We start from the raw sequence: 23,037 nt of genomic DNA on the forward strand, positions 1-23,037 counted from the left end.
TTCCGGGCGACCGACACCCTTCCGGGATGCCCGCAAATCAAGCCGCCTTGTCGGCCTGCGGCGCTGCCTCCCATCGCCCGAGCAGGTCGCGGTAGAGCGCCGAGCCGGCGACCACCGCCTCGTGATCCCCGATCACCGCGCTCGCCCCGTCCAGCACCAGCACCCGCCGGCCCCGCAGCGCCGAGCTGATCCGGTGCGCGATCACGACCAGGGTGCCTTCGCGAGCGGCGAACGCCTCCTCGGCCCGCCGTTCCGCCGCGTGGTCGAGATGACACGTCGCCTCGTCGAGGACCACCAGCCGGGCCGGTGACAGGTAGGCCCGCACCAGGGCGAGCAACTGCCGCTCACCCGCCGACAGACTTCCCGGAGACACCACCGCGTCCAGGCCGCCCAGCCGCTCGATCAGCTCCGCGGCGCCCACCGCGCGCACGGCGTCGGCGATCTTCCGCCGTTTCGCGAACGGGCGCAGATAGACCAGGTTGCTCCGCACCGTCCCGGTGAACACGTAAGCCTCCTGGGGGATCAGGACACGGACGCCGGCCCGGCCGGCGGCCGGCAACTCGACCGGATCGACGCCACCGACCAGGACCGATCCCTCATCCGGCCGCACGAGGCCGCACAGCAGGGCCGCCAGCGTGGACTTGCCGACGCCGCTCGGACCGACGACCACGAGATGATCGCCCTCCGGGATCGTCAGTCCCAGGCCCCGCAACACCGGCTCGGACTGCGGCCCGTAGGCGAAGGTCACGCCACTGAGCCGCACCTCGTGTCCGCTGGGCGGCGGGGCCCCGGCCCGCAGGGGAGGCGAGGTCGCCCCGGCGTCCAGGATCCGCCCGAGGGTGACCACGAAGCGCAGGCCGCTGCCGCCGACGCCGCCGATCAGCGCGCTCAGCGCGGGCTGCATCCCGAACAGGACGTACATCAGCCCGCCGATGATCTCGCCCGCGCTCAGACCCGCTCCGCTGAGCCGTCCCGCGGCGCCGAGCAGGATCACCAACGGCAACCAACCCCCGACGGCAAAGCAGAGGGTACGCAGCGCGGCAACCTTCGCCAGGGCCCGCTCGGCCGCCGCCTGTTCCGCGATGGGGTTCCCGGCGAGCTCGGCGGCGTGGTCCTCGGCGCCCGAGGCGACCACGTCACGAAGCCCGGCCAGGACGGCGCCCGTCGCGGCGGCGACGCGTTCCTCCGCGCGCACCGAGGCGCGGTACCGGTTGACCGACAGGCCCAGCGTGGCGGCGAACGCCGCCACGCCGACCAGGAACGGCGGCATGATCAGCAGCACGATCACCGGTGCGAGCGCCAGCAGGCCCGCCACGGCCGCCACCATCGACACCAGGAAGCCTCGCAGCACCACGACCATGCCCGCGTACGTGTCCCGGACGACCTCGACCTGACGCGTCAGCCTGGCCAGTGCTCCGTCGTCCCGGCCGCCGGTCACTCCCCGGTGCAGGGCGTCGGAGACCACCCGGCGGACGAGATCGTCACGCAACGGCTCGACCAGGTCGCCGAGGCGCCGGTACACCTGGCGGGATCCGAGCGATCCCACCGCCGCCGCCACCAGCAGGGCCAGCAACCAGCCGACCCCGGTCAGCGGCTCGCCGACCAGGAAGCCGCCGTCCACGGCGCGGGCGACGGCCAGCCCGGAGACGGCGACCGGGAGAGCCTCCGGCACGGACCATCCGAGCAGCACCAGCAAGGGCCGGCGGCGCAGCGCGGACGCGCCGAACCTCAACTCCCTACGCATCGGGCTCACCGGCGGTGGTGCCGAAGACCGCCCGGTACTCCGGCCGTAACCACAACTCGTCGTGCCGGCCCACCGCGCGCACCCGCCCGGACTCCAGCCACACCACCAGGTCCGACCGGGCGGCGGTGTGCGCCCGATGGGTCATGAGCAGGCGGGTACGGGCCCGGTCACCGGCTGCCGGGCCGTCCGGCGCCGGCCCGGTCAGCGCGGCGGTCACCTGCATCTCGGTCACCATGTCCAGGCTGGAGGTGGCGTCGTCGAGCACCATGAGCCGCCGGGCGTGCCAGGCCCGGGCGAGTCCCAGCCGCTGCGCCTCCCCGCCGGACATCGGGGCCCGGGCCAGGGGAGTGTCGTAACCCTCGGGCAGCCGGCTCACGAACGCGTCGGCGTACACGGCTCGCGCTGCCGCCCGTACCTCAGCGGCCGGACGCCTCGCACCGATCGCCGCCGCGACCGACTCGCCCACCAGCACCGGCCGTTCGAAGGCGCACCCGACCGCCTCGCGCAGCGCGGCGTGGCTCAGCTCGCTGAGCGGGACGCCGTCGAGCAGGACCTCACCGGCGTCCGGATCGCGCAACCGGGCGGCGAGCCCCGCCAGGACGGACTTGCCGGCGCCGGAGGCGCCGACGACCGCGACGGTGGCGCCGCCCGGCAGGTCCAGGTCGATGCCGTCGAGCAGCGTCTGCTCCTCGTCCCGCACGCTGACGCCGCGCAACCGCAGCCTGCCCGGCCCCTCGGGCAGGCTGCGGTCGCCGTAGCGGACCGGCTCGACCGCGAGCACCTCGTCGGCGCGGCGCCCGCCCGCCCGGGCGTGCGCGATCTGCCCGAAGACCCCGGTGAGCTGTCCCAGCCCGGCGCCGATCACGGCGTACTGCCCGGCCGCGAACAGCTCGCCGGGGCTGATCCGCCCGGCCGTCAGAGCCAGGCCGCCGGCGATGAGCACCACCACGAGCACGGCGGGCCCGGCGACGCCGGCCTGGGCCACGGACCGGGACAGCACCTCCCACGTCGCCCGCCCGTGCCGGTGCAGGTCGGGCAGCGGAGTCAGGATCCGGTCGGTCTCCTGCGTCAGCGTGCCCGCGGCGGCGATCGTGCGCGAGCCGGCCAGTGCCTCGGTGAGCAGCGCGGCGAGCCGGCCCTGGACGTGCTGGTATCCGGTGACCACGTCGGCGGTGCGCCGGGCGTAGGCCCTCAGCACCAGTCCGCAGAGGACGGATCCGGCCAGGAAGGCCGCGCCGAGCGTGAGGTCCATCGTGGTGAGCAGGACCAGACTGCCCAGCGGGGGCAGCGCCGCGGTCACCGCCGCCACCAGGCTGACGCCGGCGTACGCCGCCTCCACGGAGTTGCCGGACACCCGGCTGACCAGATCGCCCACCTCGAACCGCCGGGCCCGGTCCGGTCCGATCGCCAGCAGATGCCGGACCAGCCGGTTGCGCAGCCACGCGGTGCCGCTCGCGGTGGTGGTGGTCGTGGTCACGGACTCGACCGCCTCGGCCGTGGCCCCGAGCGCGATCAGGGCCGCGGCCAGCACGACCCATCGGCCACCGTCCCCGGCCACGGTGGCGTCCACCGCGTGCCCCAGCACGGCGGGCATGGCCAGCGCGACGAGGCTGCCGGCGAGGCTCGCCGACCCGAACAGCCACAGCGAGACACCGCCGCGCCGCAGGACGGCCCGGAACGTCGTCGTCACGGCCGGCCGGCTGTCGTCGTACCCGTCGCACCGGTTGTCGAACGGGTCAATCCGGTGTGCGATGCCAGGAACGCCAGCATGTCGGCCGCCAGCGCGACCGATCGGCTCGCCGCGCGGGCGCCGTGGCCCACCTGCTCCTCGCGGCGCAGCAGGACCTCGCCGGCACCCGCCGAGGCGTGCTGCAGGGCCGCGCACATCTTGCGGGCGTGCAACGGATCCACCCGGGTGTCACCGTCGAACACGGTGAAGAGCACGGCCGGATAGGGCGTTCCCTCGCGTACGCGATGGTATGGCGAGTAGGCCAGAAGCGCGCGCGCCTGTTCCGGATCCGCCACCGAACCGTACTCACCACGCCAGCGCTCGCCGAGGCCGAAACGCTCGTAGCGGGCCATGTCGAGCACCGGCGCCGAGCAGACCGCGGCCGCGAACAGGTCCGGGCGCTGGGTGACGGCCGCGCCGACGAGCAGGCCGCCGTTCGACTCGCCGCAGATGCCCAGCTGCGCGGGGGTGGTGAGGCCGTCGGCGATCAGTCCCTCCGCCACGGCCACGAAGTCGTCGAAGACGTTCTGCTTGCGGCCGAGCATGCCGGCCCGGTGCCACTGTTCACCCTCCTCGCCGCCGCCTCGCAGATGCGCGAAGACGACGGTGCCGCCGGCCCGCATCCAGGCCAGCGTGTAGGCGGAGTAGGTGGGGGTCAGCGGGATACCGAATCCGCCGTAGCCGTACAGCAGAGTCGGCCGCGGGCCGTCACCCTCGGTGAGGACGACCGCCCTGATCGCGGTCCCGTCGGCAGAGCGGAAGACCTTCTGACGGGTACGCACGCGGCCCGCGACCGCGGTGACGGCACCTTTCGCACGGTACGGCCGCGCCCGCACGTCGCAGTGCAGCACGCTCTCCGGCGTGACGTGGTCGGTGTAGGTGAACCAGAGGTCGTGACCGGGCTCGGCCCGGGTGCACAGCGACCCCACCGTTCCCGCGCCGGGCAGCGGAACCTCGCCGAGCACCTCGCCGGTGCCGAGGTCGTGCAGGGTGACCTCGCCGAGGGCGTGCCGGACCCGGGTGACCGCGAGGACCGGCCGGGGCAGCTCGCCCCCGCCGAGGATCACGAAGTCGGCCAGCACCGCCTCCGGGTCCTCCGGCACCAGGTCACGCCAGTGGGCGGGTTCGGGCCGCGCGGGATCGGCGACACAAAGGCGGCCCCGGGGGGCGTCGAGGTCGGTGAGGACGTACATCCGGCCGTCCGGCCCGACGGCCGGAACCGTGCGGGCGCCCGTACCCTCCTGAACGACCCGCAGCCGCGGTGACGCCGGACCGGTGGCCCGCAGATCGGCGAGCCAGAGGTCGTTGCCCGGCCGGTCGCCGGAGGTGGCCGACACGGTCAGCCACCGCCCGTCGCGGCTCAGATCGACGCCGTACGCCTCGGTGCCGGACCGTCCGGTGCCGAAGATCGGCTCGTCCTCGCCGGCCGGGGTGCCGACCTGATGAAGGACCACCGTCCGTTCCCGGACGTAGTAGAACGCCGTGCCGTCCGGGAGCCAGGCCACGGGGGAGTAGCGGCACCCGGCGATCGGCCCGTCCACCGGCCGTCCGTCGCGGGCGTCGAGCAGATAGAGCACCGACTGCTCGGAACCACCGCGCGACAGCTGAACGGCGACGAGTCCGCCGTCCGGCGACGGATGCCACTGGTCCAGCGTGGTGGTGCCGGAGGGGTCGACGGCAGCCGGATCGAGCAGGGTCACCTCCGCGCCGCCGGCATCGGTCACGCGCAGTGCGGAGTGCTCGCGGCCGCTGTCCCGGGCCAGCCGGAAACACCGGTCGCCCCGCCACACCGGCGCGCCGGCGACGGGTACGTCGGTCAGGTCCGCGATGCGGGCGTGGAACCGTTCCCTGGCCGGCAGCAGACCGGCCGATCGTTGCCAGAGCTGATCCTGGGCCGCCTGCCAGCGCTCGACCTCGGGATCGTCCGGATCCTCCAGCCACCGGTACGGGTCGGTGACCGCGTCGCCGTGCAGGTCGTCGACCACCGGGCGGCGCGGAGCGGGCGGATATCCCATCGGCTCTCCTCATCAACGGCGCGAGGCCCGGACAACCGCGCAAGCGGTCGCCCGGACCTCGTGGAACCTGACCGGTGGAGCACCCGGGACTACCGGGCATCTCCGCCGTGACGCCGGAACTCACACCACCGACACCGCGGTGCGTTACCGGCGTCTAGGGTCTCGGCCGCAGCCGATCAGTGGCAGGCCGCAACGCTGAGGTTGCTGGGCTTGACGGAGCCACAGGTCAGCACCGTGAGGGTGCTGCCGCCGCCCCCGCCGTTGCCGCCGCCGTGTCCGCCGGGAACCTCGAGGCCCTGCAGGTCGAGAAGCGCCATTTTCGTCACGTCCTTCGTGTTCGGTGGTACCGGATCTGAAGATGAGAACTACTGGTCTGCCGTGAAGCAGTCCTAGTGACAAGCCGCAACGCTCAGGTTGCTGGGCTTGACGGAGCCACACGTCAGCACCGTGAGGGTGCTGCCGCCGCCCCCGCCGTTACCACCACCGTGGCCGCCGGGGACCTCCAGACCCTGCAGGTCGAGAAGTGTCATCTGTTCACCTCCTTTCCTCGCTGGTCGGATCGAGCCGGGTCCGGCTCGAGGAAGGGGAGGGAGACCGGCCGGTCGTGCAGCACGGTTCCCAGTGCGAAGAGGACTCCGGCCGTGCCGGTCGCGAAGTCCATCGAGAGGCGCATCAGCTGGTTGCCCGGGAAGGCAAGGCCGTCGCCGTACGGAAGGGCGTGCAGAGCCAGCCGCGCGATCTGCTCCGCGGCCTCGGCGCCGTCGGATCGCAGACCCGTGCCGAGGGCGGCGACGATCCCGGCTCGCCCGGTGAACAGGCCGCTCTGCACGAAGTATCGGGATCGGGTGACCAGGCGGGCGGATTCCAGCGCGCCGGCGAACTGCTCGTCCGGCCGGTGCCGCAGGTACCGTTCGAGGACCAGGGCGATGCCGGCCGACCCCTCGTCCAGGTAGGGCAGCGTGCGCCAGCCCTGATCGACCTGCAACGAGCCGTCCTCGCCGGAGGTGCAGCGCCGCAGATCCTGGCGCAGGGCCACCGCGGCGTGGTCGAGGAACCCGGTGTCGCCGGTGATCTCGAAGGCTCTCAGGAACAGCAGGGCCGAGCCGGCCGAGCCGTACAACAGCCCGGCCCGCGGATTGTCGCCGCCGCTGATCTCCGGCACGTCCTCGACGCCGCCCAGGCGTTCCGCGCACAGCGCCGCCATCTCCAGGCCGTTCTCCGTGAACGTCCGGTCGCCGGTGTCCGCCCCGAAGCGCAGCAGGTTCAAGGCGGTGCCGGCCAGCCCGGAGAACAGATCCTGCCCGAGGGTCTGCCACGATCCGTTCAGGCAGATGTCGAGCGCGTCCAAGGCGTCCTGACGGTGACCGAGGGCGTGCAGGACGTGAGCCACGCCGTGCAGTCCGTTGTAGAAGCCCGTACCCGTGCCGGGTGGTGGATCCAGTGCCCGCTTGCGTAACCAGTCCTCATGTTCGGGTACCGGTTCGGCGCCCACCGCGGCCAGCGCGTGGAGCACACCCGCCGCCCCGTACGCGAGATTGATCCCGCCACCGGGCTCGAACTGGGCGATGTCGCCCGGGAACAACCGGTCGTCGCGGTCCGGGGTGGCCGAGGCCAGGATGGCGCGGCGCATCGCGTTCCGTACACCGGGCCAGTCCGGCCGCGACCCCGACGGCAGGGGCAGATCGGGAAGCAGCGGGTCGGGAAGCAGCGGGTCGGGTGCCTCGCCGGAGGAACCGATGATCGTCGCGACCGCGGCGTCGAGCGCGCCGGCCGGGAGCGGGAACGTCTCGGCGATGAGGCCGGCGAGATGCGCCGCCTTCGGCCGGTGCAGTGGCAGCATGATCGTCGTCTGGGGGGCGAAGAGACCGATCCGCAGACACGCCAGGGCGTACTCGTCGACCTGTTCGCCCTGACGGTCGCGGGGAGCGCCGTAGCCGGGATGGGCGAGCGCCGACCGGGCCGCGTCGGCGGCGAGGGCGGACACCTCGAAGTCGATCAGCACCACCCGCCCGTCGGCGGTGACCAGGATGTTGTCCGGATGCAGGTCGCCGAAGACGACGCCGCGTCCGTGCAGCAGCCCGATCGCCGCGGCGACCTTGTCGACCATTTCCCAGGCCCAGGAGGTGTACGCGGCGATCGTCTCCGCCGAGCAGTCCGCCCGGGTGAGGGGGTACCGCTGCACCATCATCCGCTGCAGCGGGTTGCCGTCGATGAATTCCTGCACCAGGAACTGGTGGTCGCCGAGGGTGAACCAGTCGAGCAGTTCCGGCACCACGTCGAGTCCGGCCAGCCGCTTCAGGATGTCCCGCTCGTGGGCCAGCCGGGTGGTCGCATCGCGGTCCGCGACGTCCAGCCCGGCGTACGGGCGTGCCTCCTTGAGCACCACCTGCCGGTCCGTCCGCAGATCCCGGCCGAGGTAGACGCCGCCGCTGTTGGAGAACTGCAGAACGCTCTCGATCTTGTACGGCAGGCCCTCGGTGGTGACCGCGTTGCGGGCGGCCAGATGCGGCTCGAGGAAGGCGGGCAGCGGAACCCACGGCGGCAGCGCGAAGGTGGCGCCGCGTACGTCCGGGACGAGGTCACCGTCCGGGCCTTCGATCGCGAGCACCCGCTGACCGTTGTCTCCCAGGCAGTGGCGCTCGGTGAAGCCGCCGTACCGGACGAACACCGGTCCGGCGCCGTAGCGCAGGTCGCTGAGGATGTACGGCCCCTGCACCCCGGCGAGCAGCTCGTCGAGCTCGGTGACGATCGGCTCCAGCCGGCTCTCGTCCGGCGGGTAGATCGTCACCAGCTTGCCGCTGGAGCCCCGGAACGCCGACTTGGCGTTGAACATCACCATGACGGGCCGGCTGCGCAGGTACTTGAAGGGGATGCGGCGAGCCGTGCAGTAGTTCCAGACGACATCGAGGACCCGCTCGGCGTCGTCGAGCCGCGCCGAGACGTGGATCTTCCAACCCTGTGGCCGCACGGCGTCGCCGACCGGCGAGTAGTTCATCCACGTGTCGGAGGCCTGGTGCTCCCACCTGTCGGGCAGGGGCCGCGCGCACACCTCGAAGTCGGGGTGCTCGTCCGGGCTGCGGTCGAGCCGCTCGTAGAAGAGCCGGTCGGCGAGGCAGTAGACCTCGTACTGCTCGATCACGACGTGCTCCCCGCGGCGTCGGCGGGCTGCCCGGAGTCGAAGGCGTACGGCAGGGGCCCGGCCGGGCGAGGGATCAGCACCGAGGGAAGGCCGGCTCCGACCCGTCGCACTCGGCCGAAACCCGTCCGGGACCTTTCGTTCGCATCGTTCACGGTGACTCGCCTCCTCGTCGGCTCTGCCACCAATCCTGTCGGTCGCCGACCGTCACTCCTAGTAGCAGTCGTCAGCACTGAGGCGTGAGAATCACCGGTCCACCCATGCGTTCCGCACGGGTGCCCGAAACTTCTTCTCGTAGGGTGCGTGCAGCTGCCCGTCTCGCGGCAGATCCGTGCCGCGGCGAGGGCGGCGCCGTCATCGTGTGGCCATCACCCTGGGCGGCCTCCCGGCGGCGACCGGTGTGGTTCCGGCCTCGGCGGGGAGGGTGAACTCGATGCGGGTGCCGCCGCCGGGGTTGTCGTGGGCGGTGATGGCGCCGCCGCGTGCTCCGGTCAGATGCCGGGCAGTCCGAGCAGTCCGGCGGCCAGTCCGAGTACGGCGCAGACGCCCAGCACCCGCAGCACCGGCCACTTGACCTTGAAGATCAGCGTGGCGGCGATGAGGGCGATGACGATCGGGACCGGCCGTACGGTGTCGGGCTGGGGCAGTTGCAGGTTGAGGGGTCCGGTCGTGACGGTCGTGGTCTCGCGGAACAACGTGTGGACGGCGAAGTAGAGACCGAGGTTGGCGATGACGCCCACGACGGCGGCGGTGATGCCGGTCAACGCGGCCGACAGGGACCGGTTGCCGCGGAGGCGTTCGACGTAGGGGGCGCCGAGCAGGATGAAGAGGAAGCACGGCACGAACGTGACCCAGGTGGTCAGCAGCGACGCGAGCACCCCGGCCGCCCACGGGTCGAGCGGGCCGGGGTTGTGGTACGCGCCGAGGAACGCGACGAACTGCACCACCATGATCAGCGGGCCCGGCGTGGTCTCGGCGAGGGCCAGGCCGCGGATCATGTCGCCCGCCGACAGCCACGCGTAGTGCTCCACCGCCCGCTGTGCCACGAAGGCCAGGACCGCGTACGCGCCGCCGAAGGTCACCACCGCCGTGCCGGAGAAGAACAACCCCTGCTGGGTGTACACGCTGCCGACGCCTGTGGTCGCGGCCACGACGGCGACCGGCAGGAGCCAGGCGAGCAAGCCGGCGATCAGGACGGTCGCGGCACGACGGGCCGACGGCCGGTCGTGGTGCAGGGCGTCGTCGGCGATCAGCGGCTCGGGTCCGTCGGCGGCCTTGCTGTTGCCGTTGCCGCCGACGACCAGCTGCGGCCACCGGCGATGCACCAGCCAGGCGGTGACGGCGGCGACCGCGATCACGACCGGGAACGGCAGTCCGAAGATCGCCAGGGCGAGGAACGCGGCGACGGCGAAGCCGATCAGGACCGGGTTGGTCAGGGCGCGACTGCCGACCCGCCAGACGGCCTGGGCGACGATGGCGACCACCGCCGGGGCCAGCCCGGCGAACAATGCGGCGACCACGGTGGTGTCGCCGAACCCGACGTAGACCGCGGAGAGCGCGAGCAGAGCGACCATGCCCGGCAGCACGAACAGCGTGCCGGCGACCAGCCCACCACGCATGCCGTTGAGCAGCCAGCCGACGTAGATGGCCAGTTGCTGCGCCTCCGGGCCGGGCAGCAGCATGCAGTAGTTGAGGGCGTGCAGGAACCGGTTCTGCCCGATCCAGCGGCGTTCGTCGACCAGGTGGCGTTGCATGACGGCGATCTGCCCGGCCGGTCCGCCGAAGGTCTGCAACGAGATCGCGAACCAGGCGCGTACGGCCTGACGGAAGGGCACCACGTCGCGGTCGGGGGTCGCCCGGGTCATGCCGGCGGCCGGTCCCACTTCATGTCGGCTCCTTGACGGTTCCGCGAGCTCGCGTCGCCGATGTAACCACGGTTACCGCGGTGATTCAACTCTCGGTCGCGTGCCGCAGGTCGCTGATGGGCTCACCACGGCAGGGTGCCGGCCTCGTCCTGGAGGGTGCCGGTCGGGCCGGAGGCGTCGAGGGTGGCCAGGCGTACGACGACCCTGGCGCTCTGCTCGACCGGCCGTCCGATCCCGAAGCCGGCGGTCATGTCGGTCGCGGTGGTGCCCGGTTCGAGGGCGTTGAACTTGATGCCCGGCTGCGCCTGGGCGTACTGCACCGTCAGCATGGTCGCTGCCGACTTCGACGCCGCGTACAGCGCGAGCGGCAGGCCGTGCTCCGGGCGCTCGGGGTTGGTGACCGCCCAGAACGACCCGGCGCTGCTGGAGATGGTGACGACGTTGGCGTTCGAGGACTTGCGGAGCAGGGGCAGGGCCGCCTCGGTGACACGGACGATGCCGACCGCGTTCGTGTCGAAGGACCGCAGTGCCGCGGAGCTGTCGAGCGTGGTCTCCAGGATGCCGGCGTTGTGCACCAGGACGTCGAGGCGGCCCTCGGCGGCGTCGATCGTCGCCAGGGCGCTGGTGACCGAGGCGTCGTCGGTCACGTCGAGCTGGACGACGTGCGCCCCGAGCTCGGCGGCGGCCTTGGCGCCGCGTTCGGCGTCACGCGCGCCGAGGTAAACGGTGTGTCCGAGCTCCAGCAACTGCTTGGCGGTCTCGTACCCGATGCCCTTGTTGGCCCCGGTGATCAGCGTGACGGTCATGGTTCTCCTCAAGTTTTGTACCAATCGGTTCGACCTCACCGTAACACGGTTTTGTACTGATCGGTTGTCTTTCTGTACCGAGCGGTAGAGTGGGTTCATGAGCACCGAGACGCCGACCACCGGACGACCGCGGGCCTTCGACGAGGAGACGGTCCTCAGGCGGGCCGCCGAGGTCTTCTGGCGGCGTGGCTACGAAGGTGCGTCGCTGAGCGCGCTGACCAGTGCGATGGGCATCAACCGCCCGAGCCTCTACGCCACGTTCGGCAGCAAGGAGGAGCTGTTCAAGCGCGCGTTCGCTCGCTACCACGAGTCGCAGGTGGCCACCGCCCGCGCCACGCTCGACCAGTCGACCGCGTACGCGTCCATCGAGGCGTTCCTGCGATCGAGCGCCGACGGCCTCACCGCCGAGGGCCACCCACCCGGCTGCTTCTCCATCCAGGGCGGCCTGGCCTGCGCGCCGGAGAACGCCCCCATCTCCGAGTCGCTGGCCGCCGGCCGCGCCGACACCGAGGCCGCGCTCCAGGAGCGCCTGTCCCGCGCGGCCGCGGAGGGCGACCTCCCGGACGGCGTCGACCCCCGAGCGCTGGCCCGCTTCGTCATGGTGCTCAGCGAGGGCCACGCCGTTCACGCCGCCGCCGGCGCCGGGCGCGCCGACCTGCACGCCTCCATCGACATCGCGATGCGCGTCCTGCCCGCACGGCCGGATCCGGCGACGGTGTAGTCCACGCCGCGACGCGCACGAGGTCCTGGCGCTCGGTGCGGGCGGTCTGCTGGCGACGTTGGGTCAGCCACGCCGGACGGTCGTCGTACGGGACGCGGTCACGGGTTCGCCGGCCGGCGTGCCGATCTCGGCGTCACCCCGGGGGTTGACGCTCACCACACTCGACGGACGCCCCGTGGTGAGCGTGGCCGGAGGGGGCCTGACGGTTGCTGATCGCCTTCCTCGATCACCACAGGGAGTGCAAGGTCTCGCTGTGGGACGCGACCGCCGACGCCGAGCTGTCGACGGCCCCACCCTGTCGGCGCCACGGACAGTGCTGGTCATGCGCTCGTCATGCTGCTCGGCGACCCGCCACGCCTGTGGGACGTCGCGGCCGGTGTTCGCCTCCGCCGGCCCCGATCGCGACATCCTCGTCACCGGCGACGACAGCGGCGTTGTGCTACGCCGGGAGTCCCGCGCGGGAGTCCAGCACAGCGAGCCGCCGGCACGGCTGGTCCCGGATGCCCGGACCGGCGTCGTCCGGGCTCGCGGTCGGTAAGCTCATCCAGGTGGCGCCGAATCGACGTTGAACGTACGAATTGGAGGCCTGGTGATGTCCGAGTCCGGCTCGCACGGCACCCTTGTGCTGTCAGTGGAGCCCCGTAACGACGGCTACGACCCCGACGACGACCGGTGGCGACGTCAGGTCAGCGGTCTGTACTCCGAATTGGACGCGGTCGCCGACGTGGAGCGGACGAGCCGGGCGGTTCCCGGTACCAGAGGCGCGGTGGAGCAGGTCATCGTCGCGCTGAGCAGCGCGGGGGTGTTCAGCGCCGCCGTGGAGTGCCTTCGTTCCTGGCTCGGCCGCGATCGTGGGCGGCGCGTCGACATCCGCTGGAACGAGGACGGCGTCGAGCGGTTCGTCACGCTGACCGGGGAGGGCGTGGATGTGGAGACCTTCCGGGAGATCTCCCGGGCGGTGTCCCGGCGACTGGGAGGGCCGGAATGGGCGGCCGATACCGAGCCCTCCTGATCGGCAACTCGACCTATCCCGCCGACGAACACAATCTGCAGACGCTCAAGGGACCGATCAAGGACATCGCCGCACTCAACCGCGCGCTGGTGGACCGGCGGACCGGAATGTTCGCCGACGTCGACGTGACGTTGCTGCCGGAGGCGACGTCCGGCCGGGCGATCCGGGCCCTGGGCCGGTTCTTCGGCGCCGCCGAACGCGACGACGTGCTGCTGTTCTTCTTCAGCGGGCACGGCAAGCTGGACCAGAACGGGCGGCTGCATCTGTGCATGCAGGACACCGAAGCGGCCGATCTGCTGGCCACGGCGGTCAGCAGCGCCCGGATCAACGAGTTCGCCGATGCCTCTCGGGCTCGCAACGTCGTGATCGTCCTGGACTGTTGCCACGCCGGAGCGTTCCGCGGCGGAGATGTGCCGGACACCGTCGCCGGTCCCGGGCGGTACGTCCTGACCAGTTGCCGCGGCGCCCAGCTGGCCAACGACGCCACGGTGGACAACGGCACCAGCGTCTTCACCCAGCATCTCGTCGACGGACTGCTGACCGCGGCACCGGATCACGACGCCGACGGGTACGTCGGCTTCTCCGATCTCTACACCTACGTCGATCGCCGCATGCGGGAGAGCGGCAAACAGATACCGCAGCGGCGGGTCGACGGGGACGGCGACGTGCGCCTGGCCCGGCGCCCCGAGGCGGTCGTACCCGCCGTCGTCACCGACCGGATCCCGGCCCCGGCCTCCCGGCCGCCCGGCCCGGCCCCTGGACGGCGGCGGACGCTGCTCATCGTCGGCGCCGCCCTCCTGCTCGGCGCCACCGCCGGTCTGATCGCCGTGCTTCGATCCCACGGGGACGACGGGACGGGGCCGGAACGGGTCGATCATTCGGCCGCCGCACCGTGGCGGCTTCGCGTCGAAGACCACCAGGTCGGCTCGGATAGCGGCTGCTCGGTCACGCTCGTCGACGCCCGGTCCGGCTCAGAGATCCCGTTGCCGGACGGCGTCTTCGGCGCGCGGACGTTCCAGATTTCCCACACCGGCTCGTTCCGGTGGGAGGTGAACGACCCGCGTTGCCGGATCGTCCCGCTGGACGGATCGGGTGCCGCGACCCTTCCGTTCACGATGAGTCACACCGGCGACAGCGACGTCTTCGCGGCGCCGGCCCGGGTGTCGGTGCAGGTGCGCGACTTCAACGGCAACCCGAAGTGTCGAATCACCCTCCATGATCCGTCCGAGGGCTCCGAACTCGACTTCGCGACCGCCGAGCCCACAGCCGACACCGTGGTCCTGGACGCCCGTGGCCGCGCGAAGGTGTATGTGGGCGACATCGCGTGCGGTCTGGTGGTGTCCGCGGCGCAGTGACGCGGACCAGGCCGACGCGCCTTGACGGTGGCTCATCCATCGATCACCACGTCGGCCGCGACCTCGTGGTGGCTCACGCGTTCGTCCCACCGGGTCAGAGCCCGGCGAGCGGCCTCCTCGATGACGGCCCGCTCGGGGTCGTGTCCGGCGAAGGCGTACACGTCATCCATGCCGGCGAAGTACACCACGGAGGTGAACAGCACCTCGTCGCCGTCCCGGCGGCGTAACAGGCGGGCGCCGCGAAAGCCGCCGACTTGTCGCAGGTGCTCGGCCACCTCGGATCCGTAGTGGCGCTGGTAGTCGTCGGCGGTCGCCGCCGAGGCCCAACCCCGCCATACCCGCGCGATCATCCGATCCTCACCCTCATCTGGTACGGCGGAGTCTCGCAAGGTCGCCGTACAGGTCACGGCCGTACGGTGGAAACACCACCAGACCCTCGGGCGAACCCGTCGTCCTGGTCCAGCGGCAAGAACGGTTTCCGAACACCTGAGGCTATCGGCCGGGCGAAGACTGAAGGTAGTCCTCGCCGACACGTGGGGAGGCAGCTATGTTTCGCACATTCAGCCCGGCTGCCGCGTCGAACGGCAGGCCCCCGGGATCGTGAACGGCTACCGGTGAGGAGCGCTGATGAGCAATGAACACCACCGTCCGGAGATCGTCGTCGGTCTGGTCGCGACCCCGCCCGACTATCCGGCGCGGGTCACCGCGCGGCTCACCACCGAACTGGCCGGATGGCTCGCCGAGCGAGTGAGCCCGGACGTGCGATGGACCGTCCGGGAAGGCTGGGGCGAGGTCGCGCCGCGCCGCGACGGAGGCGTTGAGGCGCTGCTCGACGACCTTGGTCAACGACGCACCGACGACCGGTGGGACGTCGCCGTCTGCCTGACCGACCTGCCATTGCACACCGAGCGGGTACCGCTGGTCGCGCAGACCTCGGCCCGGCGCAAGGTCGCGGTGGTGTCCCTGCCCGCGCTGGGCCTGGGTCAGCTCCGATCGCTCCGCGCGGTCGTTCCGGATCTGGTGGGCCGGCTGCTCACCGACTCTTCCGACGAGCGGGTGCCGCCGGCCGGTTGGGAACCGGCCGAGCTGACGAACCGGGCGTCCGCCATTCACCGGATGATCGGCGAGGCCGACGCGGGAGAACTGGGCTACCTCGCCTCCCGGCTCAACGGCCGGGTGCGGCTGCTGACCGGGATGGTCCGCGCCAATCGCCCCGGGCGCGCCCTGCTGGGCCTGTCCAAGCTGCTGGTCGGCGCGTTCGGCACGGCCGCGATCGCGCTCGGCAACTCCACCGTCTGGCAGATGAGCCATGCACTCGGCGGGCTCCGCCTCACGGTGATCATGCTGCTCGGCCTGGCCGCCCTGGTGGCCTGGCTGATCATCGCGCACGACCTGTGGGAGAAACCGGGCCGGGAGACACCGGCCGAGCTGGCCCGGATGTTCAACCTCGGCACGATTCTCACCCTCACCCTGGCCACGGTGGCGTCCTATGTGGTGCTGTACGCGGGATCTGTCCTCGTCGCGGCGCTGCTGATCGACACATCCGTGTTGCAACAGACCCTGCATCGGCCGGTCGGCATCGCCGACTATCTGACGCTGGCATGGCTCACCAGCTCGCTGGCCACCGTCGGCGGTGCGATCGGCTCCGGGCTGGAGGACGAGGAAACGGTGCGGGCGGCCGCGTACGGTTACCATCCCGACCCGGGCGGCTGGCGGGACGAGAGAGACGACTACTAGGGCGCCCCGTCCGGCCACCGGGCTTGCCGCGGTGGCCGGACGCCGGCGACGGTTCCGCAGGCCGCCTACCCGACGAAACGGCGCACAAACCCCGTGGCGGCTTGGAGGCAGGGTCGGACGGTTCAGACGCGTACGGCTCCGATCTGGACGTAGCACATCAGCGCCGGCCGGTCGCTCCGGTTGTGCCACGCGTGTCTGGTGCCCAGCTGGATCACGCAGGTGCCGGGTGTCAGGGTCTTCTCCACACCGTTGTCGAGCGTGAGACACAGCTCGCCCTCGAGGCAGATCGCATAGTCGATGGTGTCCGTCGTGTGCATGCCGTCGCCGTCGTCCTCGAACGGGTCCAGCAGCCCGGGGAGTTTGTCCGCGACCTCGCTCGCGATGTCGGCCGGATCGGCGACCGGCTCGGGCTCCGAGGAATGGGCGGCCCAGCGGAGGAAGAGGGCCCGGCTGCCTCCGAGGCCGGGAAAGTAGGGCCGCAGTACCGGTGCCGCGTCCTTCTCGCCGACCCTGGGCCGGCCGTCGGGTGTTCCCCACAACAGGTAGAAGTCGGCGCCGGGCAGGGCCTGGACGGTCACTGATTCGGGCCGGCGATCCTCGACGAAGATCGCTTCGCCTTCGGGGCTGTGCCCGGTGACGATCAGGCGCGGTTCGATGGGCATTGCGGCTCCTTCGTTGGCTGGCGTTCTCACGGTGACTCGGTCGCCGGGTCGGCGAATCGCTGACGCAACGCTTGTTTCGACCATTTCCCGGTCGCGGTTTTCGGGATCTCGGCCATCATTTCGATCCGCTCCGGGATCCACCACGACGCGACTCGGCCGCGGAGGTGCGCACGGACTTCTTCCGCCGTGAGGTTAACTCCCGGGGAAGGGACGACGCAGGCCATCGGGCGTTCCCCCCAGCGCGGGTCGGTGATGCCGATGACGGCCGCTTCCCGGACCCGCGGGTCGGCCATGACCGCATTCTCGAGGGCCACTGATGAAATCCATTCGCCTCCGGATTTGACCAGGTCTTTCGTACGGTCGACGATGCGCAGATAGCCCCATTCGTCGATCGTGGCCACATCGCCGGTGCGGAGCCAGCCGTCGGCGGTGAAGGCATCCAGGCCGATGTCCGCGCCGAAGTAGGCGCCGGCGATGGTGGCGCCGGCGACCTGCAGTTCGCCGGGGGTCTTTCCGTCGTGCGGCTGCTCCGCGCCGTCGTCGGCGACGACTCGCATCTCGGTCAGCGGAACCGCCGGACCGGGGGTGCCGATCAGGAGTCGTCGCGCGTCGCCGTCGAGGTTGTCGTGGTGCGTCGCCAGCCGGGATGTGGTGACGACCGGACTGGTCTCGGTCATTCCCCACGCGTTGGTCAGCGGGATACCGACGGTCTGCTCGTACGCGTGGGAAAGGGCGTCGTCGACCGCGCCACCGCCGCAGGCGATGTGGCGCAGGCTGCCGAGATCATGGCTCGCCAGGGCGGGGATGAGGTCCCGCCAGACCGTCGCGACGGCGGCGCTGAAGGTCACCCGGTGCCGCGACAGCAGGGAGACGATCTGCTCCGGATCACGGATGGAGCCGGGGAGGACCAGATCGGAACCACACTGCATGACGGCGTACGGAAGCCCCCACGCGTTGACGTGGAACATGGGCACGATCGGCGCCACCACGTCCCGCTCGCTCAACGCGAAGACGTCCGCGCCGAGCAGAAGGAGGCTGTGCAGGATCACGGACCGGTGGCTGTAGAGGACGCCCTTGGGGTTGCCGGTGGTTCCGGAGGTGTAGCAGAGGGCGGCGGCCGTGTTCTCGTCCTCGACCACGGTCTCGAAGGGTCGGTCGGCCTGCCGGCTCAGGAGTTCCTCGTAGTCGAGGATGCGGGGGTCGTCGGGTAGCGGCATGTCGCCGCCGTCCTCCATCACGATGACGTGCCGGACCGTGGCGAACGTCGACACCAGCGGCCAGATGACGGGCAGGATCGTCCGGTCGACGAACAGGACGTCGTCGGCGGCGTCGTTGACGATGAAGCTGATCTGCTCGTGGTGGAGTCGGTGGTTGATGGTGTGCAGGATCCGCCCGGAGCTGGGAATGGCGAGATAGAGCTCGACATGGCGCTGGCTGTTCCAGGCGAACGTGCCGACGCACGCACCCGCGGGTACGTTCAGGCTCTCCAGGACCCGGGCGAGTTTGCGGACCCGGGGTGCCACCTCGCGCCACGTGCTCACGGTCTCGGCGGCGCCGCCGGTGACGATGCGCTTGTGACCGAAGTTCGTCTCGGCTCGCGACAGCAGGGGCGGGATGGTCAGTGGACGGTCCTGCATCAAACCGCGCATCAAGAAAGTTCCCTCTTCCTGCTCAGCATCGAGGTGGGGTTTCCTTCCGGACGTAGGCGCGTCCGTTGCCGGACGAGCGCCCTGTGCAGATCGGGGGCGTCGATCACGACGATCACGCCGAGAAGGCCGGCGAAGAAGAGCTGCGTGACATAACCGGGCAGGGCGGCGACCGTGACGATCTCCGCGAGCAGGGCGACCGCCATGATGCCGCCGAGCAGCCCGAGCGCGTTGCCGCGGCCACCGGCGAGGGAGAGCCCGCCGAGCAGTGCTGCCGCCGCGGCCACGATCAGAGGCTGAACCCCCGGGTCGGGGTTGGCCGATCCCAGACTGAAGCTCAGGAGCGAGCCGCCCAGGGCGGACAGCATGCCGGAGAGCATGAAGGTGCCGACGATGAGGCGGTCGACACGGACCCCGGCCACCTGGCTCGCGCGCCGGTCGCCTCCGATGGCACGCAGTTCACGGCCCCATCGGGTGAAGGACAGGACGACCGCCGCGAGCAGGAAGAGTCCCAGCGTGAGCAGACTTCTCGGGGAGAAGAACGTCAGCACCGTCTGATCGACCCAGAGGGTCACGGACGCGTTCGAGTACGTCTTCGTGAGGCCGCCGGACAGCGCGCTGGTGAGACCCAGGAGCGTGATGTACGTCGCCAGGGTGACCGGCATCGACGGGAGCTTGAGGCCGGCGATGACGCCACCCTGCACCAGGCCGATGACCGCTCCGGCGGCGAGTGCGGCGAGCAGGCCGTAGACCCAGTGTTCCTGGCCGGTCTGAACGGCCAGCATCCCGCCGAGCGCGTAGGTTCCCACCACCGACAGGTCGAACTCTCCCGCGATCATCGTCAGGCCCAGCGCGAGCGCGAGCAGACCGAGGCGCGCGAAGATCTGGAACGTGTTGTAGACGTCGAACGGCGCGATCGCCGAGTCCGTGTACGCCGGGATCAACGCGAACGCGACGACCATGATGGCGACCGAGGAGAGCGGCACCAGCGTCTCGGGCCGGCGGAGCGAGCGGGACCTCATGCGTTTCTTCCCTTCGCGCGCAGGTGCACGAGGATGACGACGAGCAGGACGATGAGTCCCTTGACCATGATCTGGACCCCGGTGGAGTAGCCGCGCAGCAGCAGGATGTCGGACACGGCGGCGATCAGGACGGCGCCGGCGAGGGTGCGCAGCGCGGAACCTCGGCCGCCGGAGATCGGGGTGCCGCCGGCCAGGACGGCGGCGATGGCGTCGAAGGTGAGCGTGCCGCCGAGGTTGACGTTGGCCGACGTGTTGAAGGCCGCGGTGAACGCCGCCGTCACGGCGAACAGTGCCCCGGCCGCGAACCAGGCCACCGCGGTCGTCCGGCCGACCGGCAGGCCCGCGGCCCAGGCGGCGCGCCGGTTCTCGCCGATCAGGTAGAGGGTCCGCCCGAAGGCCGTCCGCCGCAGCGTCCATTCCAGGATCAGCGCCAGAACGACCAGCGCGTAGACGCTGAGGGCCACGCCACCCGGTGTCGCGTTCAGGCGGTCGTACCCGGTCCCGGTGGGGGAGACGGTTTCGCCTCCGCTGATCCCGGTGGCGAGTCCCGCGATGGCGAAGCTGGTCGCGATGGTGAGTAGCACCGGATTCGCCGCGGCGTAGCCGACGACGGCGCCCTGCAGGCCGGTGATGAGGATCCCGCACGCGAGGGCGAGGACCAGCGCCGGCACCAGTCCGAGCGATTGTGCCGACAGGAAGATCATGCCGACTGCCGCGACGCTCGGCGAGATGGCGAGCGAGACCGCCGACCCGCCGATCGTGATCAGCGTCAGCCCGAGCGCCGCGATGCCGACCAGGCTCGCCGACGTGATGATCGCCTTGGCGTTGGCAATCGTCGCGAAGCGATGGGTCGACAGGCCCGCGACGATCGCCGCCAGCACGGCCAGGACCACGATCACGGTGACGACGACCTCGGTTCGTGAGCGCCGCCTCGCCGGTTCGGGCACCGAGGCCTCGGGGCGTGCCGGCGCGGACAGGAGGTTGTTCATGGGCGTTCCTCCACCAGAGCCGTGCTCGCGCCGTGGGTCATCTCCCGCAACAGGACCGTGTCCGCCGTGTCGCCCTCGTGGCGCCGTACCACCTCGCCCTGGTGCATGGTGACCACGACATCGGCCAGGTCGCCCAGTTCCTCGAGCTCGGTCGAGCTGAACAGCACCGCCATGCCACGGTCGGTGGCGTCCCGGAGCAGGGCATGGATGGCCGCCCGCCCGCCGACGTCGACTCCCCGCGTCGGATCGTCGAGCAACAGCACGCGGACGTCGTCCCGGCCGAGACAGCGCCCGACGAACACCTTCTGCTGGTTGCCGCCGCTCAACGAGCCCACGGCGTGGGTGGTTCGCTTGCGGTCGAGACCACACAGGTCGAGGAGTACGGCCAGTGCCTCGGACCAGCGGCGAGGGTCGAGAACCCCGAGCCGGGTCACCTGCGGCAGCCGCGTGGCGAGCAGGTTCCAGCTGACCGGCCTGCGCAGGAACAACCCTTCGGCCTTGCGGTCGTTCGAGACGAACGCGATGCCGGCCCTGATCGCCCCGGCCGGGTGGCCGAGCCGGACCGCCGTACCGTCGACGGTCAGCTCCGCGCTTGCCGAGGGCAGCAGACCCGCGATCGCGCGCAGCACGTCGGAGGCGCCCGACCCGAGCTGGCCGGCCAGGGCGTACACGCGACCGGCCCGGAGGGCGATGCTGAAGTCGCGGACGCGGCCGGGCACGGACAACCCGGAGACGGTCAGCACCTCGGCGCCCTCGACGTCCGCGGCGGTGCGCCTGCCCAGCCGAAGTGGCGCCTCGCCGAGCATCTGCACGATGAGCGAGTCGAGCGTCAGCTCCGCGACCGGGGTGGTCGCCACCACGGCGCCGTCGCGCATCACGGTCACCTTGTCGCAGAGGTCGAGCACCTCACCGAGCCGGTGTGACACGAAGAGGACGGCGCAGCCGGTGGCCGCCACGTTGCGGATGGCCTCGTACACATAAGCGCTCTCGACGTCGCTGAGCGTGGCCGTCGGCTCGTCGAGGATGACCAGCCGCGCGTCCTGGCCGAGGGCGCGCGCGATCTCGATCAGCTGACGCTCGCCGATGCCCAGCTCACCGAGCGGCCGGTCGAGCTCGACGTGGGCGAGGCCGACGCTGTCGAGGAGGGTCCGCAGCCGTCGCCCGGCGGCGCGTGGCCGGTTGATCCAGCGGGCCCGCAGGTCGCCGAGCATCAGGTTTTCGGCCACCGTGAGCGACGGGACGACGCTGAGCTCCTGGTCGACCAGGGCGACCCCGTTCCGCTGGGCGACCCGCCGGCTCCGCAGGTCGACCACCTGGTCGCCGATGAGGATCGCGCCGTCGTCCGGGGCCTCCTGGCCGGACAGCATCTTGACGACCGTGCTCTTCCCGGCGCCGTTGTGCCCGCACAGGGCGTGGATCTCGCCGGCGGCGACGCTGAACGACGCTGCGCGTACGGCCCGCGTGTTGCCGAAGCTCTTGACCAGCCGGTCGACGCGGACCAGGTCCTCACCGGGGCTCATGCTTTGCTGCACTGTTCCGCGAACTGTGCGAGGTTCTCCTTGGTAACCCGCTCCTCTTTGACCAGTTCCTTCGCCGGCGGCTTCTGCCCGCCGAAATACCTGATCACGTAGTCGGCGGTCTGCTCGGCGATGGTGCCCGGGTCCTCGGTGGCGGTTCCGTAGAGGGTGCCGGCCTTGATCGCGTCGATGCCGGCCTTGAAGCAGTTGCTGCCGGTGACGATGACGCCGGCCTTCCCGGCCACCTCGCAGCCCGCCTGCTTGGCCGCGGCGATGATCGGGAGCGCCTGGTAGTCGGCCATGCCGTACGCGCCCTGGATGCCCGCGCAGCCGTATTTGGCGAAGAGCTGGGTGGCGATCCGGCCGGAGAGGGTCGGATCCCAGTTGCCGTCCTGGACGTCGACCACCTTGTACGCCGGGGTCTTGGCCAGCTCGGCCTCGAAGCCCTTCATGCGGTCCTGGGAGGCGAAGCCCGACTTGGTCCCGGTGATCGCGATGATGTTGCCGGAGGTCTTCCCCTGCGCCTTCATCCCTTCGACCAGGTTCTGGGCCGCCGCGGTGCCGAGCGCTTCACTGTCGGACAGGACCTGCATGACATCGCCGTCGGTGGACGGGTCGGGCCGGCCGTCGAAGACGAGCACCGGGATGTTCGCCTGTTTGGCCTTCTTGATCGGCACCACCATCGACGAGGTGTCCAGCAGGGCGGCGACGATCAGGTCGGGACGGTTGGCGATCGCCTGGTTGAAGTTCGACACCGCGGTGCCGGGATCCATCGTGGTGAGGTCCCGGATCTTGGCGCCTTCGGCTTCGAGCTTCTTGACGAATACGCCGTTGAAGTAGGCACCCCACGGGTTGTCCTTGCCGTAGCCGACGAAGTCGATCGTCTTGCCCTGGATCCCACCGGCTCCGCCGGACGGCGCGGAGGTGCCGCCGCCGGACGAGCCGCCTCCGCACCCGGTGGCGAGAAGTGCGACCGCCGCCGCGGCCCCGGCGAGCTTCAGGTGCGTGACATGGGCACTGATCATGAGAGAACTCCCGATTCGCGCATCTCCTGTGACCCGTGTCACATGGTCGTGCGACG

At 71.2% G+C, this 23,037-nt stretch carries 19 protein-coding genes; 4 read left to right on the top strand and 15 right to left on the bottom strand.

Annotation, left to right across the window (positions count from 1 at the left end):
• Positions 1-37: 37 nt before the first annotated feature.
• The 8 genes from QSK31_RS05960 to QSK31_RS05995 form a co-directional block, all read right to left on the bottom strand.
• Positions 38-1,744 carry an ATP-binding cassette domain-containing protein gene (locus QSK31_RS05960; protein WP_285681776.1) on the bottom strand — a complete coding sequence of 569 codons (1,707 nt, stop codon included), beginning with the start codon at positions 1,742-1,744 and terminating at the stop codon, positions 38-40.
• Positions 1,737-3,434 (bottom strand): ATP-binding cassette domain-containing protein, encoded by a 1,698-nt coding sequence (locus QSK31_RS05965; RefSeq protein ID WP_285681777.1) that lies wholly within the window; start codon positions 3,432-3,434, stop codon positions 1,737-1,739. Before QSK31_RS05965 ends, QSK31_RS05960 begins: the two co-directional genes overlap by 8 nt.
• Positions 3,431-5,488, bottom strand: coding sequence for a prolyl oligopeptidase family serine peptidase (locus QSK31_RS05970; RefSeq protein ID WP_285681778.1), 2,058 nt, complete (start codon positions 5,486-5,488; stop codon positions 3,431-3,433). Before QSK31_RS05970 ends, QSK31_RS05965 begins: the two co-directional genes overlap by 4 nt.
• A 176-nt stretch (positions 5,489-5,664) precedes the next feature.
• Entirely contained in the window at positions 5,665-5,805 is a 141-nt protein-coding gene (locus QSK31_RS05975; RefSeq protein WP_285681779.1) for a SapB/AmfS family lanthipeptide, read from the bottom strand.
• A gap of 72 nt (positions 5,806-5,877) precedes the next feature.
• Positions 5,878-6,018, bottom strand: coding sequence for a SapB/AmfS family lanthipeptide (locus QSK31_RS05980; protein ID WP_285681781.1), 141 nt, complete (start codon positions 6,016-6,018; stop codon positions 5,878-5,880).
• Positions 6,015-8,627 carry a class III lanthionine synthetase LanKC gene (lanKC, locus tag QSK31_RS05985; RefSeq protein ID WP_285681783.1) on the bottom strand — a complete coding sequence of 871 codons (2,613 nt, stop codon included), beginning with the start codon at positions 8,625-8,627 and terminating at the stop codon, positions 6,015-6,017. Before lanKC ends, QSK31_RS05980 begins: the two co-directional genes overlap by 4 nt.
• Before the next feature lie 488 nt (positions 8,628-9,115).
• A complete protein-coding gene (chrA, locus tag QSK31_RS05990) occupies positions 9,116-10,507 on the bottom strand; it encodes a chromate efflux transporter (RefSeq protein ID WP_285681785.1) in 1,392 nt (463 codons plus the stop codon).
• Between the two features lie 104 nt (positions 10,508-10,611).
• Positions 10,612-11,295: an SDR family NAD(P)-dependent oxidoreductase gene (locus QSK31_RS05995; RefSeq protein ID WP_285681787.1), complete on the bottom strand. Its 684-nt coding sequence runs from the start codon at positions 11,293-11,295 to the stop codon at positions 10,612-10,614.
• Positions 11,296-11,392: 97 nt separating this feature from the next.
• On the opposite strand from QSK31_RS05995, the gene QSK31_RS06000 reads away from it, so the two are divergent.
• The 3 genes from QSK31_RS06000 to QSK31_RS06010 all read left to right on the top strand — a co-directional run bounded on the left by QSK31_RS06000 (position 11,393) and on the right by QSK31_RS06010 (position 14,383).
• Complete coding sequence (locus QSK31_RS06000; protein ID WP_285681789.1) at positions 11,393-12,016, top strand: TetR/AcrR family transcriptional regulator; 624 nt, start codon at positions 11,393-11,395, stop codon at positions 12,014-12,016.
• Between the two features lie 592 nt (positions 12,017-12,608).
• Positions 12,609-13,028, top strand: a complete 420-nt coding sequence (locus QSK31_RS06005; RefSeq protein WP_285682048.1) for an effector-associated constant component EACC1 — start codon at positions 12,609-12,611, stop codon at positions 13,026-13,028.
• A complete protein-coding gene (locus QSK31_RS06010; RefSeq protein ID WP_285681791.1) occupies positions 13,001-14,383 on the top strand; it encodes a caspase family protein in 1,383 nt (460 codons plus the stop codon). Before QSK31_RS06005 ends, QSK31_RS06010 begins: the two co-directional genes overlap by 28 nt.
• 32 nt (positions 14,384-14,415) lie before the next feature.
• On the opposite strand, the gene QSK31_RS06015 is transcribed toward QSK31_RS06010, so the two are convergent.
• The gene (locus QSK31_RS06015; RefSeq protein ID WP_285681793.1) at positions 14,416-14,733 is read right to left on the bottom strand and encodes an antibiotic biosynthesis monooxygenase family protein; all 318 of its coding nucleotides are present in this window, start codon (positions 14,731-14,733) and stop codon (positions 14,416-14,418) included.
• A gap of 277 nt (positions 14,734-15,010) precedes the next feature.
• Between QSK31_RS06015 and QSK31_RS06020 the strand changes: the two genes are divergently transcribed.
• Positions 15,011-16,120 (top strand): hypothetical protein, encoded by a 1,110-nt coding sequence (locus tag QSK31_RS06020; protein ID WP_285681794.1) that lies wholly within the window; start codon positions 15,011-15,013, stop codon positions 16,118-16,120.
• A 122-nt stretch (positions 16,121-16,242) separates the two neighbouring features.
• On the opposite strand, the gene QSK31_RS06025 is transcribed toward QSK31_RS06020, so the two are convergent.
• Genes QSK31_RS06025 through QSK31_RS06050 form a run of 6 tightly spaced genes read right to left on the bottom strand, consistent with a single transcriptional unit; the run spans position 16,243 to position 22,981 of the window.
• The gene (locus QSK31_RS06025) at positions 16,243-16,782 is read right to left on the bottom strand and encodes a cupin domain-containing protein (RefSeq protein ID WP_285681795.1); all 540 of its coding nucleotides are present in this window, start codon (positions 16,780-16,782) and stop codon (positions 16,243-16,245) included.
• Positions 16,783-16,808: 26 nt separating this feature from the next.
• Positions 16,809-18,431, bottom strand: a complete 1,623-nt coding sequence (locus QSK31_RS06030) for a long-chain fatty acid--CoA ligase (RefSeq protein ID WP_285681796.1) — start codon at positions 18,429-18,431, stop codon at positions 16,809-16,811.
• Complete coding sequence (locus QSK31_RS06035) at positions 18,431-19,450, bottom strand: ABC transporter permease subunit (protein WP_285681797.1); 1,020 nt, start codon at positions 19,448-19,450, stop codon at positions 18,431-18,433. The genes QSK31_RS06030 and QSK31_RS06035 overlap by 1 nt, the downstream gene beginning before the upstream one ends.
• Positions 19,447-20,439 carry an ABC transporter permease gene (locus tag QSK31_RS06040; protein ID WP_285681799.1) on the bottom strand — a complete coding sequence of 331 codons (993 nt, stop codon included), beginning with the start codon at positions 20,437-20,439 and terminating at the stop codon, positions 19,447-19,449. The genes QSK31_RS06035 and QSK31_RS06040 overlap by 4 nt, the downstream gene beginning before the upstream one ends.
• Complete coding sequence (locus QSK31_RS06045) at positions 20,436-21,959, bottom strand: sugar ABC transporter ATP-binding protein (protein ID WP_285681801.1); 1,524 nt, start codon at positions 21,957-21,959, stop codon at positions 20,436-20,438. The genes QSK31_RS06040 and QSK31_RS06045 overlap by 4 nt, the downstream gene beginning before the upstream one ends.
• A complete protein-coding gene (locus tag QSK31_RS06050; protein WP_285681802.1) occupies positions 21,956-22,981 on the bottom strand; it encodes a sugar ABC transporter substrate-binding protein in 1,026 nt (341 codons plus the stop codon). Before QSK31_RS06050 ends, QSK31_RS06045 begins: the two co-directional genes overlap by 4 nt.
• Positions 22,982-23,037: the final 56 nt, after the last annotated feature.

Source organism: Actinoplanes sp. NBRC 103695 (assembly GCF_030269485.1).
Taxonomy (GTDB): Bacteria; Actinomycetota; Actinomycetes; order Mycobacteriales; family Micromonosporaceae; genus Actinoplanes.

Coding starts and splice junctions, on each gene's coding strand:
- QSK31_RS05960 (WP_285681776.1), bottom strand. CDS start 1,744: ATGCGTAGGGAGTTGAGGTTCGGCGCGTCCGCGCTGCGCCGCCGGCCC.
- QSK31_RS05970 (WP_285681778.1), bottom strand. CDS start 5,488: ATGGGATATCCGCCCGCTCCGCGCCGCCCGGTGGTCGACGACCTGCAC.
- QSK31_RS05975 (WP_285681779.1), bottom strand. CDS start 5,805: ATGGCGCTTCTCGACCTGCAGGGCCTCGAGGTTCCCGGCGGACACGGC.
- QSK31_RS05980 (WP_285681781.1), bottom strand. CDS start 6,018: ATGACACTTCTCGACCTGCAGGGTCTGGAGGTCCCCGGCGGCCACGGT.
- QSK31_RS05995 (WP_285681787.1), bottom strand. CDS start 11,295: ATGACCGTCACGCTGATCACCGGGGCCAACAAGGGCATCGGGTACGAG.
- QSK31_RS06000 (WP_285681789.1), top strand. CDS start 11,393: ATGAGCACCGAGACGCCGACCACCGGACGACCGCGGGCCTTCGACGAG.
- QSK31_RS06005 (WP_285682048.1), top strand. CDS start 12,609: ATGTCCGAGTCCGGCTCGCACGGCACCCTTGTGCTGTCAGTGGAGCCC.
- QSK31_RS06010 (WP_285681791.1), top strand. CDS start 13,001: ATGGGCGGCCGATACCGAGCCCTCCTGATCGGCAACTCGACCTATCCC.
- QSK31_RS06015 (WP_285681793.1), bottom strand. CDS start 14,733: ATGATCGCGCGGGTATGGCGGGGTTGGGCCTCGGCGGCGACCGCCGAC.
- QSK31_RS06020 (WP_285681794.1), top strand. CDS start 15,011: ATGAGCAATGAACACCACCGTCCGGAGATCGTCGTCGGTCTGGTCGCG.
- QSK31_RS06025 (WP_285681795.1), bottom strand. CDS start 16,782: ATGCCCATCGAACCGCGCCTGATCGTCACCGGGCACAGCCCCGAAGGC.
- QSK31_RS06030 (WP_285681796.1), bottom strand. CDS start 18,431: ATGCGCGGTTTGATGCAGGACCGTCCACTGACCATCCCGCCCCTGCTG.
- QSK31_RS06035 (WP_285681797.1), bottom strand. CDS start 19,450: ATGAGGTCCCGCTCGCTCCGCCGGCCCGAGACGCTGGTGCCGCTCTCC.
- QSK31_RS06040 (WP_285681799.1), bottom strand. CDS start 20,439: ATGAACAACCTCCTGTCCGCGCCGGCACGCCCCGAGGCCTCGGTGCCC.
- QSK31_RS06045 (WP_285681801.1), bottom strand. CDS start 21,959: ATGAGCCCCGGTGAGGACCTGGTCCGCGTCGACCGGCTGGTCAAGAGC.
- QSK31_RS06050 (WP_285681802.1), bottom strand. CDS start 22,981: ATGATCAGTGCCCATGTCACGCACCTGAAGCTCGCCGGGGCCGCGGCG.